Origin of the sequence: Janthinobacterium sp. KBS0711, from assembly GCF_000988085.1 — a bacterium.
In the GTDB taxonomy this organism is placed as follows: Bacteria; Pseudomonadota; Gammaproteobacteria; order Burkholderiales; family Burkholderiaceae_D; genus Janthinobacterium; species Janthinobacterium lividum_E.
Genome location: NZ_LBCO01000033.1, coordinates 591,178 through 607,039 on the forward strand (window position 1 = coordinate 591,178; position 15,862 = coordinate 607,039).

General features: G+C 64.0%; 15 protein-coding genes. 5 read left to right on the plus strand and 10 right to left on the minus strand.

Features of this window, described 5'->3' with window-relative positions; genetic code table 11:
* The first annotated feature begins 18 nt into the window (after window positions 1–18).
* Window positions 19–537 carry a GNAT family N-acetyltransferase gene (locus tag VM94_RS21220; RefSeq protein WP_046685217.1) on the plus strand — a complete coding sequence of 173 codons (519 nt, stop codon included), beginning with the start codon at window positions 19–21 and terminating at the stop codon, window positions 535–537.
* Window positions 538–543: 6 nt separating this feature from the next.
* Here VM94_RS21220 and VM94_RS21225 read toward each other — a convergent pair whose 3' ends face one another.
* From VM94_RS21225 to VM94_RS21265, 9 genes are all read right to left on the minus strand, one after another.
* Complete coding sequence (locus VM94_RS21225; RefSeq protein ID WP_034787417.1) at window positions 544–969, minus strand: Fur family transcriptional regulator; 426 nt, start codon at window positions 967–969, stop codon at window positions 544–546.
* 103 nt (window positions 970–1,072) lie between these two features.
* The gene (locus VM94_RS29375) at window positions 1,073–2,413 is read right to left on the minus strand and encodes an alpha/beta hydrolase (protein WP_046685218.1); all 1,341 of its coding nucleotides are present in this window, start codon (window positions 2,411–2,413) and stop codon (window positions 1,073–1,075) included.
* A gap of 108 nt (window positions 2,414–2,521) precedes the next feature.
* Window positions 2,522–3,400 (minus strand): peptidase, encoded by an 879-nt coding sequence (locus VM94_RS21235; protein ID WP_034748331.1) that lies wholly within the window; start codon window positions 3,398–3,400, stop codon window positions 2,522–2,524.
* 91 nt (window positions 3,401–3,491) lie between these two features.
* Window positions 3,492–4,301, minus strand: coding sequence for a transglutaminase family protein (locus tag VM94_RS21240; RefSeq protein ID WP_034748328.1), 810 nt, complete (start codon window positions 4,299–4,301; stop codon window positions 3,492–3,494).
* The gene (locus tag VM94_RS21245; protein WP_046685219.1) at window positions 4,301–5,245 is read right to left on the minus strand and encodes an alpha-E domain-containing protein; all 945 of its coding nucleotides are present in this window, start codon (window positions 5,243–5,245) and stop codon (window positions 4,301–4,303) included. The genes VM94_RS21240 and VM94_RS21245 overlap by 1 nt, the downstream gene beginning before the upstream one ends.
* A complete protein-coding gene (locus VM94_RS21250) occupies window positions 5,239–6,693 on the minus strand; it encodes a circularly permuted type 2 ATP-grasp protein (RefSeq protein ID WP_046685220.1) in 1,455 nt (484 codons plus the stop codon). Before VM94_RS21250 ends, VM94_RS21245 begins: the two co-directional genes overlap by 7 nt.
* A gap of 173 nt (window positions 6,694–6,866) precedes the next feature.
* Window positions 6,867–7,994, minus strand: coding sequence for a sensor histidine kinase (locus tag VM94_RS21255; RefSeq protein ID WP_046685221.1), 1,128 nt, complete (start codon window positions 7,992–7,994; stop codon window positions 6,867–6,869).
* A gap of 83 nt (window positions 7,995–8,077) precedes the next feature.
* Window positions 8,078–9,034 (minus strand): hypothetical protein, encoded by a 957-nt coding sequence (locus VM94_RS21260; protein WP_052755863.1) that lies wholly within the window; start codon window positions 9,032–9,034, stop codon window positions 8,078–8,080.
* Between the two features lie 14 nt (window positions 9,035–9,048).
* A complete protein-coding gene (locus VM94_RS21265; protein WP_046685222.1) occupies window positions 9,049–11,259 on the minus strand; it encodes a TonB-dependent receptor in 2,211 nt (736 codons plus the stop codon).
* Between the two features lie 233 nt (window positions 11,260–11,492).
* Between VM94_RS21265 and VM94_RS21270 the strand changes: the two genes are divergently transcribed.
* The 3 genes from VM94_RS21270 to VM94_RS21280 all read left to right on the plus strand — a co-directional run bounded on the left by VM94_RS21270 (window position 11,493) and on the right by VM94_RS21280 (window position 14,663).
* Window positions 11,493–12,170 carry a hypothetical protein gene (locus tag VM94_RS21270; protein WP_138829081.1) on the plus strand — a complete coding sequence of 226 codons (678 nt, stop codon included), beginning with the start codon at window positions 11,493–11,495 and terminating at the stop codon, window positions 12,168–12,170.
* 302 nt (window positions 12,171–12,472) lie between these two features.
* Window positions 12,473–13,426 carry a 2-hydroxyacid dehydrogenase gene (locus tag VM94_RS21275; protein WP_046685224.1) on the plus strand — a complete coding sequence of 318 codons (954 nt, stop codon included), beginning with the start codon at window positions 12,473–12,475 and terminating at the stop codon, window positions 13,424–13,426.
* A gap of 52 nt (window positions 13,427–13,478) precedes the next feature.
* Window positions 13,479–14,663, plus strand: coding sequence for a low temperature requirement protein A (locus VM94_RS21280; RefSeq protein ID WP_409929625.1), 1,185 nt, complete (start codon window positions 13,479–13,481; stop codon window positions 14,661–14,663).
* A 7-nt stretch (window positions 14,664–14,670) separates the two neighbouring features.
* Here VM94_RS21280 and VM94_RS21285 read toward each other — a convergent pair whose 3' ends face one another.
* Window positions 14,671–15,201, minus strand: coding sequence for a GNAT family N-acetyltransferase (locus VM94_RS21285; protein WP_046685226.1), 531 nt, complete (start codon window positions 15,199–15,201; stop codon window positions 14,671–14,673).
* A gap of 91 nt (window positions 15,202–15,292) precedes the next feature.
* On the opposite strand from VM94_RS21285, the gene VM94_RS21290 reads away from it, so the two are divergent.
* The gene (locus tag VM94_RS21290; RefSeq protein WP_046685227.1) at window positions 15,293–15,862 is read left to right on the plus strand and encodes a helix-turn-helix domain-containing protein; all 570 of its coding nucleotides are present in this window, start codon (window positions 15,293–15,295) and stop codon (window positions 15,860–15,862) included.

Consider the following 15,862-nt stretch of genomic DNA (forward strand, 5'->3'; position numbering starts at 1 on the left):
AAACTGCCGGATTCCACCATGCCCGCACCCGAGATCGTCATCCGCCTGCTGACGCCAGCAGACACCCCCGCCTTTTGCGCGCTGCGCCTGCGCGCCATCCTCGATTCGCCCAGCTCGTTTTCCTCGTCGCGCGAGGATGAGCTGGCGCGCACGCCGCAAGAACATGCGCAGCGCATTGCCGGCGGCGCCTTTCTGCGCGGCTTTGGGGCCTTCGATGGCGAACGTCTCGTCGGTTTTGCCGGATTGCAGCGCGAAAGGATGCGCCAGTTGTCGCACAAGGCCCTGCTATGGGGCGTGTTCGTCGATGTGACGCAGCGGGGCAAGGGCGTGGCGCGGCGCCTCGTGAACGCCTGCATCGAACAGGCCGAGACGGACCCTGCCATCATGCAAGTGCACTTGAGCGTGAATGCGGAAAACAATGCCGCCTTGCGGCTGTATGAATCGCTGGGATTTATCGCCTATGGCACGGAGCCGCGCTCGATGCGCGTGGGCGAACTATTTTATGACGAGCATCACCTGGCCTTGCTGCTCAAGTGATACCCGCTATTTGCAGCGCGGGCACAAACCCTTGATCAGGTAATCGACTTCGCCGCCGCTGAAACCTTCCGGCAACAGCACGGGCGGCGGCAGCTTGACTTCGTTGAAACAGGTGACGTTCGCGCATTTGGTGCACTGGAAGTGCGCGTGCTCGTGCGCCTGGTGGCCGGCGCCCGCGCTGAAGCGCCACACCTGGTCGGCGCCCGCGATGCGGTGCACCAGTTCATTTTCCGTCAGCCATTCCAGTACCCGGTACAGGGTGACGGAATCGATATCGCTGTCCTGCGACAGCGCCTGCTGGATTTCATGGTGGGTCAGCGAACGGCTTTGCGCCATTAAAAAGTCGAGCACCTTCACGCGCGTCTTGGTGACGCGGGCGTTGGTGTTGCGGATCAGCGATTCGGCTTGCGGTGTAGAAGATGATGTCAACATGATAGGCCTGCTTGCGGGGGATCGGCTGGCGGCGTCATCGCCGTGCCTGTTGCCACCCTATGGGCCGTATCTTAGCATGCGTGCCGCTCCCGATGGAACGGCGTCACGGTTTGAACGTCCAATAGCGGCCGGCCGCCGTGTCGACGGGGTCGAGAAAGCGCTGGTCGGCGCGCGCATGGTTGCGTATCAGATAAAACATGTCGGACAGGGCGGAGCGCTTTTCCGCGAAATACGTGTGTTTCATGAAGCTCGTGTCGACCCCGGTGGCGTCGATGGTTTCCACGCCGGCCACGATCAGCATGCCGGCGCCGCTGTCGCCCGCGCGCGCATAGCCGTGCACGGCTTTCGAGGCGGCCAGCGCCAGGTCTTGCGACGAGGCATACAAGGTGACGGGGTTGCGCGCGCCGGCCAGTTTCGGCGCGATATCGTGCTTGAAGATGGCCGCGTCGATATCGGGTGCGGAGAGGATGATTTCCGTGATCTTTTGCGCCAGCTCCGGCTGCGCGGCCAGCAAGTCGGCCACGGCCCGCGCCAGGCCCCGGCTGCCCATGCTGTGGCCCACCAGATAGACTTGCGCCGCCTCCGTGCTGGCGAGAAAGTCGGCCAGGAAGGCCGTGATGTGGGGCGTGCTCCATTCGATATTGTTTTCATCGATGGTGTAGCCGGCCACTTCGCCACGCGACGGCCAGCTGTAGAACACGGGCGCGCCATCGAAACCGAGGTCGTAGGCCATCTGTCCCGTGCGCCGCGCCGCGTCTTCGAAACTCACGTTGTAGCCGTGCACGAAGACAAAGGCGCTTTTATCGGCCGAGGCGCGGATCTGGGTTTTGAGTGCGGCAAAGAAATTGTCGCGGTCCTGCACCTCGGCGGACAGCACCACCACGTGCTTGGCCGGGTCGTCGCGAAATTCCAGCCGCCACAGCGACGGCGATTCCAGCTGGCCCATGCGGTGGTCGCGGGGGATGCTGATGTCGCAGCTGCCATAGCTGAGCGGGCCATTGCCGCCCATGATGTTGCGTTCGCCGCTGAAGCGCTGGGCCGGCGGCTTGCCCACGTCGCGCTGGCGGTCCGTGGCGAAATATACTTTGACTACAGCATAATTCGACACGACGGCGCTTTTATCGGCCGGGGCGGGCGCGGCCTCCACGTCGGGTGCCTGGGGCAAAGGCCGCTGCACCGCATCGAGCAAGCCTTGCGCGGCAAACAGGGTTTCCATGTCGTCCGGCACTTTCGCGCTGGACAGGGCGGCCGACAGGGCCAGTTGCAGCTGGTTATTGGCAGGCTCGGCTTCCAGTGCGGCGATGGCGGCCAGGATGGCGGCGGCGCTGTCGAACTTGGCGATGGCCTGCTTGAGCCGCTCATAGTGGCTGGCGACGGTTTCGGGCGCATGGCCGGGCGCGCCATGCCCGATGGCCGCCACGACGGCGGAAGTGATCAAGTCCATGCGCTACCTGCCTTTCAGGTCAATCTGGATTAAATATCAACCCATATTGCCATAAAAGCACGCGAAAAGCGACTTGTCCAGCATCGCGCGCAGGCGGTGCGCGGCAGATCAATGCTGCTTGTCGTCGCTGAACTGCTGCGCCAACGATTGCAGCGGTGCCACGGTCAGGCCGCCGCGGCTCACGTGCTCGGGAATGGCCACGCGCACGGGCTTGCTGTGCATGTTGGCGGACGACAGCACGTTCGTCGTCGTCTCGGGCGCCGCGTTCCACACGGGATCGACGATGCCTTCGAACACCTGTTTCAATTGCTCGCCCCACGTGTCGCGGATCATGCGGAAATACTGGTTCTTTTCATCGATGGTGACAAAGCGCGTGACGGCAAGGCTGCCCGTCTCGTAGACGAGCAGGTCGAGCGGCAAGCCGACGGAAATGTTCGAGCGCAAGGTCGAATCCATGGAGATCAGCGCGCACTTGGCCGCCTCGTCCAGGCGCGTGAACGGATTGACGACCCGGTCGATGATGGGCTTGCCATATTTCGCTTCGCCGATCTGGAAATACGTGTTTTCATCATGCGATTCGATGAAATTGCCGGCCGAATACACCTGGAACAGGCGGCAGCGCTCGGCGCCTATCTGCCCGCCCAGAATGATGCTGACGTTGAAATCGATGCCGCAGTCGGCCAGGGCTTTCGCTTCGCGCAGGTGCACGGTGCGCACGGCTTCGCCCACGATACGGGCTGCATCGTACATGCTGGCCACGTTCCAGATGCTGCGCCCGTCCGCATCCACGTGTTCGGAAACAATCTGGCGGATCGCCTGCGAGATCGACAAATTGCCGGCCGTCATCAGGACCAGCATGCGGTCGCCCGGGTTTTCGAACACGCTCATCTTGCGGAAGGTGCCCACCTGGTCCACGCCGGCGTTGGTGCGGGAGTCGGACAGGAAGACCAGGCCTTCGTTCAGGCGCATGCCTATGCAATAAGTCATCGTCGTAAATCAAATCAAAAGGGGAAGCATTTTACACCAGCCGGGCCCGGCATACCGCCGGCAAGGCCCGGCCAGCCTCATTCCTGCCTGTTTACACGGGCACGATCTGCACATCGACTCTTAACGTTTCCGTGCCGCCACCCTGGCGCACGCCGCGCACGGGGGCCGCCGAATCGTAATCGCGCCCGATGGCCAGGCGGCAATACGCATCCGTCATCAGCCGCGCATGCGTGACGTCGATGCTGACCCAGCCCGCGAAATCCGTGTCTTCGGCCCACGCGTCGACCCAGGCATGGCTGGCCGCGTGCCCTGTCGTGCCCGGATCGATATAGCCGGACACATAGCGTGCCGGGATGCCCCAGGCGTGGCAGCAGGCGAGGAACAGGTGGGCGTGATCCTGGCACACGCCGCGTCCCAGGGCCAGCGCGTCGCCGGCCGTGGTGGTGACCATGGTGGCGCCGCTTTCATACGCGACCTTGCCGACGATGTGCTCGGCCAGGCGCAGCAGATGGCCCGTGCCCGCCGTCACGCTCCGGTCCGGCAGGCTGGCGGCCGCCAGGTCGAGAATGGCGGGATCGGCCTGCGTCAGCGGCGTCGGCATGGTAAACAGCAAGGGCGACAAGGTGTCGATCAGGTTCAGCCGTCCCTTGTGCGGGTAGATGGTTTCCACCACGCCATGCGCCACCAGGCTCAGGGAGTGATGGCTACCGTTAATCGTCAGCATGTGCGACAAGTTGCCGTAGGCATCCGTGTAGGCGTGGCACTGGCCCGGCGTCGTGATTTGCCAGGACAGGGCGCGCTGCTGCGGCTCGATACGCGGCGTCAGGTGCAGCTGCTGGATGGTGTAGGCCAGCGGCGCACTATAGGCGTAATGGGTTTCGTGGCGGATCGTGAGCTGCATCAGGCCGCCAAGGGAACAAGGAAGTCGCGGCTGACCCGGTTGCCCAGGTCATTGATGTTTTCTAGAAACTCCGTCAGGGTCAGATGCAAGCCCGCCTTCATGATGTCGTCGATATGGCCGAATTTCAGTTCCGCGTGCAATTTGCCGGCGAAGCGCTCCGTATCGGCCGAGACATCGTTGCGGATATGTTTCAGGTTTTCCACCACGTCATCCATGCAGGCCAGGAGCGACCTGGGCATGTCCCCGCGCAGCATCAGCAATTCCGCCACCCGTTCCGGGGTGATCACGTCGCGGTAGACCTTGCGGTAGATCTCGAAGCCCGAGACGGAGCGCAGCAGGGCCGCCCAGTAATAAAAGTCGCGCTGGGTGATGTCTTTCGACGTGTCGCGCGCGCCGTGGAACTTCACGTCGAGGATGCGCGCCGTGTTATCGGCCCGCTCGAGGAAGGTGCCCAGGCGAATGAAGTGGATGGCCTCGTCCTTGAGCATGGTGCCCAGGGTCACGCCGCGCGACAGGTGCGAGCGGTACTTGACCCACTCGAAGAACTGGCTGGGGTCCGTTTCCAGCAGATTGCTTTTCAAACGCTTCTGCATGTCGAGCCAGGTGGCGTTCTGGATTTCCCACACTTCCGTCGTCAAAGTCCCCCGCACGGCGCGGGCGTTTTCGCGCGCCCCCGTCAGGCAGGCGAGGATGGACGACGGGTTGTTCGGGTCGCGCACCATGAAGTCGAGCACGTCGCGCGTGTGGAAACGGCCATATTTGTGGTCGTACGCGCTTTGCAGCTCGGAAATACCCAGGGTGGCGCGCCAGCCTTGCTCCGCGTCCTGTTCGGACTGGGGCAGCATCGAGGTCTGCATATTGACGTCGAGCATGCGCGCCGTGTTTTCCGCCCGCTCCGTGTAGCGGGCCATCCAGAACAAATGATCGGCGGTGCGGCTCAGCATGTTTTCTCTCCTGCAAAAGCGGATGTGGCTTCCAGTACCCAGGTATCCTTGGTGCCGCCCCCTTGCGAGGAGTTGACCACCAGCGAACCTTCACCGAGTGCCACGCGGGTCAGGCCGCCGGGCACCATGGAAATCGTCTTGCCGGACAGCACGAACGGGCGCAAATCGATGTGGCGCGGGGCGATGCCGGCCTCGACATACGTGGGGCAGGCGGACAGGGCGAGTGTCGGCTGGGCGATGTAGCCGCCCGGATTGGCCAACAGGCGCTGGCGGAAATCCTCGATTTGCGCGGCGCTGGACGCCGGCCCCACCAGCATGCCGTAGCCGCCCGCGCCATGCACTTCCTTGACGACAAGTTGCGCCAGGTTCGCCAGCACGTAGGACAAATCGGCGCTCTTGCGGCACTGGTACGTGGGCACGTTATTCAATATCGGCTCTTGCGACAGATAAAACTTGATCATGTCGGGTACAAAAGGATAGATCGACTTGTCGTCGGCCACGCCCGTGCCGATGGCGTTCGCCAGGGTCACCCGGCCGGCGCGGTACACGGACAGCAGGCCCGGCACGCCCAGGGACGAGTCGGAACGGAAGGCCAGCGGGTCGAGGAAGTCGTCGTCCACACGGCGGTAGATCACGTCGACTCTCTTGGGGCCGCGCGTCGTGCGCATGTAGACGGAATTGTCGTTGACGAACAGATCCTTGCCTTCCACCAGTTCCACGCCCATCTGCTGGGCCAGGAAGGCGTGCTCGAAATAGGCGGAGTTGTACATGCCGGGCGTCATGACGACGACCGTGGGGTCATCGACGCCCATGGGCGCGACGGAGCGCAGGTTGTCGAGCAGCATGTCCGGGTAATGGTCGACGGGCGCGATGCGGTTGCGCGCGAACAGTTCCGGGAACAGCCGCATCATCATCTTGCGGTCTTCCAGCATGTAGGATACGCCGGACGGCACGCGCAGATTGTCTTCCAGCACATAGAATTCGCCCTGGCCCGCGCGCACGATGTCGACGCCGGCGATGTGGGCGTAAATGTCGGAGGCGACGGAAATGCCCTGCATTTCCGGGCGGTACTGGGCATTCTTGTAGATTTGCTCGGCAGGAATGATGCCCGCCTTGATGATGTTTTGCTCATGATAAATATCATGGATAAACATGTTCAAGGCTTGCACGCGCTGCACCAGGCCCGTCTGCATCTGCGCCCATTCGGCGGCGGGGATGATGCGGGGGATGGTGTCGAACGGAATCAGGCGTTCCGTGCCGGCATCGTCGCCGTAGACGGCGAACGTGATGCCGACCCGGCGGAACGTCAGGTCGGCCTCGGCCCGCTTGCGGGCGATGGTCTCGGGGGATTGCTGCTCCAGCCAGTTGCTGAATTCACGATAGTGTTCACGTACCTTGCTGTCCGTACCCACTTCATTTGCAGTCATTTCATTGAAAAAATTTGCCATGTTGTGATTTCCCTTGAGCCGTGTCTGACTATAGCTCAGCAGGAAGCGTGCCAATGCCGCACACCTGAAAGTGTGTAAAAAATGACCATTTTTGTGGCATAAATCCGTCATCCGCACCGTATTGGTGCGTTACTGCGCGGAAAGTGCCGGTGTTGGGGCAGGTAGCGGTGAGCTCAAGCGTCGGGCGTGACGAAGGGGCGGCAATCGATGGGCAGGTCGATGGTAAACGTGGTGCCCGTTTCCGGCGCGCTGTCGACCAGCGCGCTGCCGCCGTGGCTTTCCGCCACATTTTGCACGAAAGGCAGGCCGATGCCCCAGCCGGGCGCGCTGCCCTGGTGTTCGCGGCGCAGGTATTCGAAGATGCGCTCGGTCTGCTCCGGGGCGATAGTGCTGCCCGTGTTGTGCACGGTGAGTATCATGCGTTCGCGCAGGGTGTTGATGTGGATATGGATGGGGCCGTCGTCGCCGTACTTGAGGGCGTTGCCCACGAGGTTTTCCAAGGCGCGGCGCAGCGAATTCTCGCACCACCAGCCGGTGACGGACGCGCCCGTGACCTCGCACTTGCCCGGATGGCCCGTATTCACGCTGTCGGCCACCTGCCTTGCCAGCGGCAGGATATCGAAGCGATGCAAGACCAGCGGCAGCTTTTGCCCCCGGTGGTAGCTGAGCGTATCGAGCAATTCCTGGATCATCTCGTCGAGGCGCTTGCCGTGTTCGATGATTTTCGACGCCAGGGCCGGCACGTCGAGCTGCTGCGCTCGCCGCTGCAGCAGCTGGGCGCTGTTGAGCATGACGGAGAGGGGATTGCGCATATCGTGCGACAGGCCAGCGGCGATGCGCCGCTGGAAGCTTTCATGCATGGCCGTAAATTCCAGGATGGCTTCGCGGATGCCCGTATCGATCGAGGCATTGATCACCTTCCAGTCGCGGCGCCGCAGCGGCACGCCCGCGTCGAGGGCCGCATCGGCGAAACAGTCGCGGAAGATCTGGTATTCCTGGATCACCTGTTCCGGACCATAGCTGGTCATGCGCGCCCGTTCGTTGCCGTGCACGGCCGGTGCGTTGGTGTTACTGGTGGCATCGTCGCGCGGATAGCCTGGCGTCAGCGCTTCGGCCAGGTTATCGAAGAAGGCGGGCAAGGTGTTGATCAATATGGGTGTCAGCAAGGCGTCGGCGCCGCGCACCTTGGCACGCACCTCGTGTTCCCACTGCGTAAGCACGGCATCACGCATGCTGAAGATGCGCCGCGTGCGGGCGGGCATGTCCAGCACGTGCATTTTCTGGTCAGAGGCATAGGTCATCGCAGCTCTCCATCGACAGCACGGCACCCGCGCGGTGAAAAGCGGGAGGTACAGTATCCTCCAAATCGGCGTGCGGGTGGTGTTCAATTCGGCGCGTCGGCGCCTGTCATGACGGCGCTCAAATGACCGAGGGCTGTATCCCATTGCTCCAGCGAAAAGTTCTGCGGATCGTCATGGCCATTCGCATAGCCCGTATCGAGCACGGCGTGGAAGGCGGGGATCAGCCACGTGCCCTTGCGCACGCTGGCGGCGATGTACAGCAGGGCCAGCCGCTCGTATTGCGCGGGCGTAAAACCGGGATCGGGCGCCAGTCCATCGTTGCCCTTGCCGCCGCCGGGCACGGAGTTGCGCGGCTGCACCAGTTCCACGTGCAGGAACAGGCCCGTCAGCGACGGCTTGTCCTTTTCCAGCTTGCTGGCGTAGCTGGCCGTGCCGAAGTCGCGCACGGCCAGGGAGCCGCCCAGGCGGTTGACATAGACATGGCCTTTCGGGCCGCCGCCCAGCGCGGGATTGCGTAGATTGAAATCGTTGAAATCCCAGCTGGCGTCGTTGATGTGGCCGGGAATGGGCTCCAGCAGGAAATTCGGATAGCTGGTGTCGTGGATGACGAAATAGCGGGCCATGGGCGCGGCCAGCCGGCCCACGGCGCGCGACAATGGCGCATCGACGGCACCGCCCACGTCCGCCTCGCTGATCGATTGCTGCGCCAGCCACGCGCGCAGCTTGGCCGGCGCGATGCCCGTGCGCTGGCCGATGCGGGTGGCAAGAAACGCCGGCAGCGGCGCGCTGTCGCCCAGGCGCGCATACAATTTCACTGGACGCAGCAAACACGTGGCTTGCGCCCGCGCATCGCCCTGGAAGCCGCTTTTCCAGGCGGCATACGGGCAGGCCGCCTGCTTTTGGGCTGCGGCGGGCAGGGCAGTGGCGATCAGCAATAGCAGGGCAGGGATTCTCATGCGGGCATTGTCGCCGAAGCGCCGCTTGCGGCACAGGCGCACACGCGAAAAAAAGCTGCCCGAAGGCAGCTTTCGTGACGGCATGGACTGCCAGCTCTTTAAAATGCCACGCTACCCGAGACGACGAAGGTGCGCGGTGCGGCCAGCACCAGGCTGCCCGCGTCGAACGAAGAGACGGCCGAGGCCCAGTAGCTGCGGTCGGCCACGTTGTCGATGCGCGCGCGCAAGGTCACGTCATGGCCCGCCACCTGCGTCAGGTAACGGGCGCCGATGTCGACGCGGGTCCACGATGGCAATTGCTTGCTGTTGGCCAGATCCGCATACTGCGTCGACGTGTAGACGGTACGGGCGTTCAGGCTCAAGCCTGGCGCGTTGGGAACGTCCCATTCGCCACCCACGCTGAGCTGTGTCTTTGGCGCGCCGATGGCATTCTTGCCATTGTTGGCCGGCTTGTCCGTCTTGCGCTGTTCCGTATCGAGCCAGGTTAGGCCGCCCAGCAGGCGCACGCCCGCCATCGGCGTGCCGAAGACGGACAGTTCCAGGCCCTGGTTGCGCTGTTCGCCCGACAGGGTGGCGCGCGAGCCGACCACGGCCGGCAAAGGCTTGGCGGTGGAAAACAGGGCGGCGCTCATGCCCAGCCTGCCGCCGTCATACTTGATGCCGATTTCCTTCTGCTTCGATTTGTAGGGCGAGAAGACTTCGCCTTTGTTGCTCAGTGGCACGTCATTCTTGCCATCAAAATAGGTGCCGCTGGCAACGGGGCCCTTGACCAGCGCCTCGATGTAGTTGGCGTACAGCGACACGTTCTTGCTGGCCTTGTAGACGATGCCGGCCACGGGTGTCGTGGCGCTCTTGTCATAGCTGGAATATTGCACGGCCGTGCCGTAGGCATACGCGGCGTCGCGGATCTGCTGGCGGCGCAGGCCCACGGTCAGCAGCAGGCGGTCGTCGAGGAAGGCCATGGTATCGGCCACGGCGTAGCTGCTGAGGATGGTTTTTTGCGTCAGGCGCGGATCGCTCATCACGCCACCCGAGTTGGCGGACAGGGTGGGCGGCATGGCCACGTCCAACGGACGGTAGATATTCGTCGGCAAGCCCGCGTAGTCGCTGATCGCATACGCATTCTTCGCCTCGTTCCAATGGCCGGACCAGCTGGCCACCAGAGTGTGCCGGACGGCGCCCGTCGTGAGCTTGCCGCGGATGCCCAGCTCGCCCGTGCGGATTTCCTGCTTGCGCGCATTGTCGAAGCGGTACACGCTGGCATCGCCATTAAGCGAGGTCAACGTCGGTTGGGCCAGGCTGTTCGACTCCTTCGTCGAACGGCTGCCGAACGCGGCCCAGGCCACGACATCCTTGGCCAGGTCCACTTCGGCGCGCGCCGTGCCGAACACATCGTGTTCCTTCGAATAGCTCCACGGCTGGGCAAAGTTCTTCGACGCATCGGGCGCGCCCGGCAAGGCCGTCAGGCTGCCCGTGTTGATGGAAGGGCGCGGCGCCGTCAGATCGAAATTCTGGTAGCCGGCATCGGCCGACAGGCGGTAGCCGCGGCCGCGATAGTCGAGGCCGACGGAAAACATGCCCACGTCGTGGTCTTCGCGCTTGATGCTGGTCTCGCCCTGGCGCTTGGCGGCGTTCACGCGCACGCCAAATTCCTGGTTGTCGCCAAAGCGGCGCGCCACGTCGATGGCCGCATAGGCGTGGCCGCCCGATTCCACGCCCACCGTCAGTTCCGTCAACGGCGTGTTGCCGGCGCGCTTGGGCATCAGGTTGATGGCGCCGCCGATGCCGCTGCCGCCCGGCGCCGCGCCGTTGAGAAAGGCGCTGGCGCCACGGAACACTTCCACGCGCTCGAGCAATTCCGGCGAAACATATTGACGGGGCAGCACGCCGTACAGGCCGTTGTAGGCCACGTCGTCCGAATCGAGGGCGAAACCGCGGATGACATATACTTCCTGGAAATTGCCATAGCCGCGCGACATGCGCACGGCCGCATCGCTTTGCAGCAAGTCGCCCACGCTGCGCGCCTGCTGGTCGGCAATGAATTGCTGGGTATAACTGGTGCTGCCGAATGGCGAATCCATCATGTCCACGGACCCGAGGATACCCATGCGCCCGCCACGCGCCACCTGGCCACCCGCATACGCCTTCGACAAGCCTTCCGCCGACGCATCGGCCGAGGCATTGACGACAATGGTCGGCATGGTTTGCGCGCCGCTGTCTGCCGGAACGGTTTGGGCATGAGCGGCGGCGCTGGCCAGCAGGAATGCGGCCAGGGCGAACGGGGTAGGGACGAGGTGGAAGGAGCGCATGGTGTTATCTGGATATTAATGAGAATGATTATCATTATATTCCAGCGCGGCGACATGCGTGGGAAAGTGTGAGAAAGCGATCAAAAAGTCGCCATTTGTACAACAACCGGCAAGCCGCGGTACTGGAATCTGGCAGGAAAAGGGGCGTCAACCGATACCTTATGGATTTATTAATGCCTATGGTCAAGTTTCGCTAAAATGGGTTATCGCGCCCCGCGCCCACAGGAAACCGCATGCCATTGCTCCGCCATCTACAGTCCGCTTCCATGCGCATGCGGGAGGGCTTGAGCCTGAAGGGCGCGGCCGTCGTGCTGATCCTGGCCATGCACGTGCTGGGTCTTTATTTCCTGCTCCTGCCGCCGCGGCAACTCAAGCAATACACGGAAGTGGCTTTCATGACCCTGCTGCCGCCCCGGCCAACGCCGCAGGCGCCGCCGATGCCCTTGCCCATGCCGGTTCCCATGCCGCGTGCGCGTGGCGCTGTGCCGCCTGTCGCGCCGTCCGCCATCGTTGCGCCACCGGCCGTCGCAGCGGAAGCCATCACCGTTCCCGCCGAGGAGTTTCCTGCCGCACCCGCCACGGCGCCGTCCGTCGGAGACTTGCGCACGCGCGCCCGGCTGGCCGCAGGCGCCGCCGACAAGGCCTTGCGCGGCGAGCTCAAACAAGACAAGCCATGGCTGGCCACGGCCGAACTCAAGAGCGACAGCACCTTCCAGAAGCTGGTCGCCTCCGCCTGGCGCGGCGGCCCCGTCATCCGCGTGGAAGAATACCTGACGGCCGACGGCCGCCCCGTCACGCGCGTCGTCAGCGCTGGCGGGGCCACGTGCTTTGGCCTGGACGCCAACCCGGGCGCGGGCGCCGACCCGTTCAAGACGGGCGGCAAGGTCAAAAGAGTGCCTTGCCCGGGTTGATGCGGTCTGGCAATCTTCGTGGCGTCGCCCGTCGGCTTGCGCCCGTTGGGCCAAGCCGACCTACGTTTCAGATGTGTAGGTCAGATTAGCGCAGCGTAATCTGACAGGTTGCGCGGCGGCGCTTGTCGGCTTACGCCCGTTGGGCTAAGCCGACCTACGCATGATGCAAGCGTGATCCATGCCAGGCAAAGACCGCACGGCGTACAGGGTTTTAGGGGCTGTAACAGGGTATGCCATCCCCGGCGTGGCCTCAAATATGCTAAGTTGCGTCTGCAATTCATGTGACACGACCCAGGACGCCCATGCCACCCGAACTCCTCATTCTCGCTCCCAGCCCTTCGGCTGCCGTCAACGCGCAGCTGGAACAGCAATATAGTTGCAACCACGCCTGGCAAGTGCCGGCGGACGAACGCCACGCCTGGCTGGCCGAGCGCGCGCCGTCCATCCGCGCCGTCGTCACGACGGGCGCGCTGGGCTTGAACGCCACCGACATGGGTTTGCTGCCCGCGCTGGAAATCGTCGCCGTCAATGGCGTGGGCCTCGATGGCGTGGCGCTCGACGTGGCACGCGAACGGGGCATCGCCGTCACCACCACGCCGAACGTGCTGACGGACGACGTGGCCGACGCGGCGCTGGCCTTGCTGCTGGCCAGCGCGCGGCACATTGTGGCGCTCGACCGTTTCGTGCGCGACGGCGGCTGGGAGCGCCGCGAGGCCATCACCCCGGCATCTAGCCTGCGCGGCAAGACGGCCGGCATCTTCGGTTTCGGCCAGATCGGGCAAGCCATCGCGCTGCGCCTGGCCGCTTTCGGCATCCACGTCCGCTATTTCCAGCCGCGCGCCATTGCCGGCACCGACGTGCCGCGCGCCGAATCGCTGCTGGCCCTGGCGCAGGAAAGCGATTATCTGATCGTCTGCGCACCGGGCACGCCGGCCACGCGCAAGATCGTCGACCGCACCATTCTCGATGCGCTCGGTCCGCAAGGCACCCTGATCAACATCGCCCGTGGCGCGCTGATCGACGAAGACGCCATGATCGCCGCCTTGCAGGATGGCCACCTGGGCGCAGCCGGCCTCGACGTGTTTGCGGACGAACCGCGCGTACCAAACGCCTTGCGCGCCTTGCCCAACGTCGTGCTGACGCCCCACGTGGGCAGCCTGACCGTGGAAACGCGCCATGCGATGGGGCAACTGGTCGTCGATAACCTGGCCGCGCACTTTGCCGGCTTGCCCTTGTTGACACCCGTAAAGTTATAAAGTCCAGGATCAACCGTTTTAATCAAGCATGAATGAAAGAGTAGCTATGGAATTGACAAAATCGCTGTTGCGCACGCGCGGCGGGTTGGACAGCGGCAAGGTGGGCATGATCGAGCTGTTCTTCGATCTCGTGTTCGTGTTTGCCGTCACGCAGCTGTCGCACGGCTTGCTGGCCCACCTGAGCGCCATGGGCTGGCTGCAGACGGGCTTGCTGCTGATGGCCGTCTGGTGGGTGTGGATCTTTACGTCGTGGATCACCAACTGGCTCGACCCCGAACGCATACCCGTGCGCATCAGCCTGTTCGCGCTGATGCTGGGCGGCCTGATCATGTCGGCCTCGATTCCCGAAGCGTTCGGCACGCGGGGCCTGGCCTTTGCTGGCGCCTACGTCGCCATGCAGGTGGGGCGGCCCCTGTTTGCCTGGTGGGCCGTGCGCCATGAAGCGCTGTCGCGCCGCCGCAATTTCCAGCGCATTGCCCTGTGGGCGGTGTTGTCCGGCATCTTCTGGATCGCCGGCGGCGTCGCGTCGCCCGAGCAGCGCATCTTCTGGTGGATGCTGGCACTGGCGATTGACCTGGCCGGCCCCTGGATGCAGTTCGGCCTGCCTGGCCTGGGCCGCTCGACGACGGCCGACTGGGACGTCGATGGCAGCCACATGGCCGAGCGCTGCGGCCTGTTCGTCATCATCGCCCTCGGTGAATCCCTGCTGGTGACGGGCGCCACGTTCGCGGGCCTGGAATGGACGGCCGCCAACTGGCTGGGCTTCCTGTCGGCCCTGGTCGGCAGCATCGCCATGTGGTGGATTTATTTCGACACGGGCGCCGAGGCGGGCCACCACCGCATCGCCCACTCGAAAGACCCGGGCCGCATCGCCCGCAAGGCCTACACGTATATCCACGTGCTGATCGTGGGCGGCGTGATCGTCAGCGCCGTGGCCGATGAACTGGCCCTCGTGCATCCGGACGAAGCGAGCTTCGCCGGCATCAGCGCCTTGCTGGGCGGCCCGATCCTGTATTTGCTGGGCAATGCCCTGTTCAAATGGGTCAGCAGCGAGCGCGCCGCGCCGCCACTGTCGCATCTGCTGGGCATTTTGATCATCCTGGCGCTGATCCCGATGGCCTACGGCCGCCTGTATTCGCCGCTGACCCTGGCCTGCATCACCAGCTGCGTGCTGGTATTGGTGGCCGTGTGGGAACATATGGCGCTGCGCCGTCCGCCACCGGAGATCGATCCCTGATGCTTGCTTAGCCGGGCGGCGCGATGCCGTCCGGATCGCTGCGGGTATCGAGCTGCAGCTGCAAGAATGCCAGGTCCAGCCAGGCGCCGAACTTGGTGCCCACCTGGCGCATCAATCCCACTTCCTCGAAGCCCAGCTGCTTGTGCAGGGCGATCGAGCCGGCATTGCCCGCTTCGATGCCCGCCACCATCACGTGCTTGCCCAAGCCGCGCGCCCGCGCTATCAATTCCACCATCAAGGTCTTGCCGACGCCGGCGCCGCGACTGTCGGCGCGCACGTACACGGAATGCTCGACCGTATGCCGAAAACCCTCGAACGGGCGCCAGTCGCCAAACGAGGCGTAGCCAGCGACCTTTCCCTCCGCATCGATGGCGACGAGCACCGGGTAGCCGGCCCGTTGGCGGTCGGCCAGCCAGGCGGCGCGGTTGGCCGCATCGACCGTACGTTCATTCCAGATGGCCAGGGTATTGCTGACGGCATCGTTGTAGATGGCCAGTATGGCCTCGATATCGCCCGCATGGGCATCGCGTATCTGCATGTTGCTCTCCTCGTCAAGCGTCTACTATAATGGACAAATCATAGATTGCCGTCCACCGCTTGTCCAATAAAATCCAAATGGAAGCCAATACATGTCCACTAAACCAGACGAATTGAACCAGCGCATCGGCGCCAGGGTGCGCCTCGAGCGGGAAAACCTGGGCTGGTCGCTCACGGACCTGGCGGCCCGCTCGGGCGTGTCGCGCGCTATGGTGCACAAGGTGGAGCGGGGCGACTGCAGCCCCACGGCCACCTTGCTGGCGCGGCTGTCGGGCGCCTTCGACCTGAGCATGTCCGAGCTGATCGCCCGCGCCGAGATGCGGGCGGGGCGCTTGCTGCGCAAGACGGAACAACCGGTGTGGATCGACCCGCAGAGCGGTTATGTGCGGCGGCACGTGTCGCCCGCGTCCGACATGCCGCTCGACCTCGTGCATATTTCCTTGCCGCCGGGCGCCGTGGTGGCCATGCCGGCTGCCGCCTATGTGTCGCGGCGACAACTCATCTGGTCGCTCAGCGGCAGCCTCGTCTTCATCGAAGGAGAGACGCGCCACGTGCTGGATGAGGGCGACTGCCTGGAGCTGGGGCCGCCCACCGACTGCGTGTTCCGCAATGAAACGGCCACCGCCTGCACCTACGCCGTGGCAGTCTTGAAGAGCAACTGA

Bases quoted from the DNA above. Each gene is read 5' to 3' on its own strand.
- VM94_RS21245 (WP_046685219.1), bottom strand. From the start codon at position 5,245: ATGCTGAGCCGCACCGCCGATCATTTGTTCTGGATGGCCCGCTACACG.
- VM94_RS21240 (WP_034748328.1), bottom strand. From the start codon at position 4,301: ATGCAGCTCACGATCCGCCACGAAACCCATTACGCCTATAGTGCGCCG.
- VM94_RS21255 (WP_046685221.1), bottom strand. From the start codon at position 7,994: ATGACCTATGCCTCTGACCAGAAAATGCACGTGCTGGACATGCCCGCC.
- VM94_RS21270 (WP_138829081.1), top strand. From the start codon at position 11,493: ATGCCATTGCTCCGCCATCTACAGTCCGCTTCCATGCGCATGCGGGAG.
- VM94_RS21220 (WP_046685217.1), top strand. From the start codon at position 19: ATGCCCGCACCCGAGATCGTCATCCGCCTGCTGACGCCAGCAGACACC.
- VM94_RS21235 (WP_034748331.1), bottom strand. From the start codon at position 3,400: ATGACTTATTGCATAGGCATGCGCCTGAACGAAGGCCTGGTCTTCCTG.
- VM94_RS29375 (WP_046685218.1), bottom strand. From the start codon at position 2,413: ATGGACTTGATCACTTCCGCCGTCGTGGCGGCCATCGGGCATGGCGCG.
- VM94_RS21290 (WP_046685227.1), top strand. From the start codon at position 15,293: ATGTCCACTAAACCAGACGAATTGAACCAGCGCATCGGCGCCAGGGTG.
- VM94_RS21225 (WP_034787417.1), bottom strand. From the start codon at position 969: ATGTTGACATCATCTTCTACACCGCAAGCCGAATCGCTGATCCGCAAC.
- VM94_RS21260 (WP_052755863.1), bottom strand. From the start codon at position 9,034: ATGCCGTCACGAAAGCTGCCTTCGGGCAGCTTTTTTTCGCGTGTGCGC.
- VM94_RS21265 (WP_046685222.1), bottom strand. From the start codon at position 11,259: ATGCGCTCCTTCCACCTCGTCCCTACCCCGTTCGCCCTGGCCGCATTC.
- VM94_RS21285 (WP_046685226.1), bottom strand. From the start codon at position 15,201: ATGCAGATACGCGATGCCCATGCGGGCGATATCGAGGCCATACTGGCC.
- VM94_RS21250 (WP_046685220.1), bottom strand. From the start codon at position 6,693: ATGGCAAATTTTTTCAATGAAATGACTGCAAATGAAGTGGGTACGGAC.
- VM94_RS21275 (WP_046685224.1), top strand. From the start codon at position 12,473: ATGCCACCCGAACTCCTCATTCTCGCTCCCAGCCCTTCGGCTGCCGTC.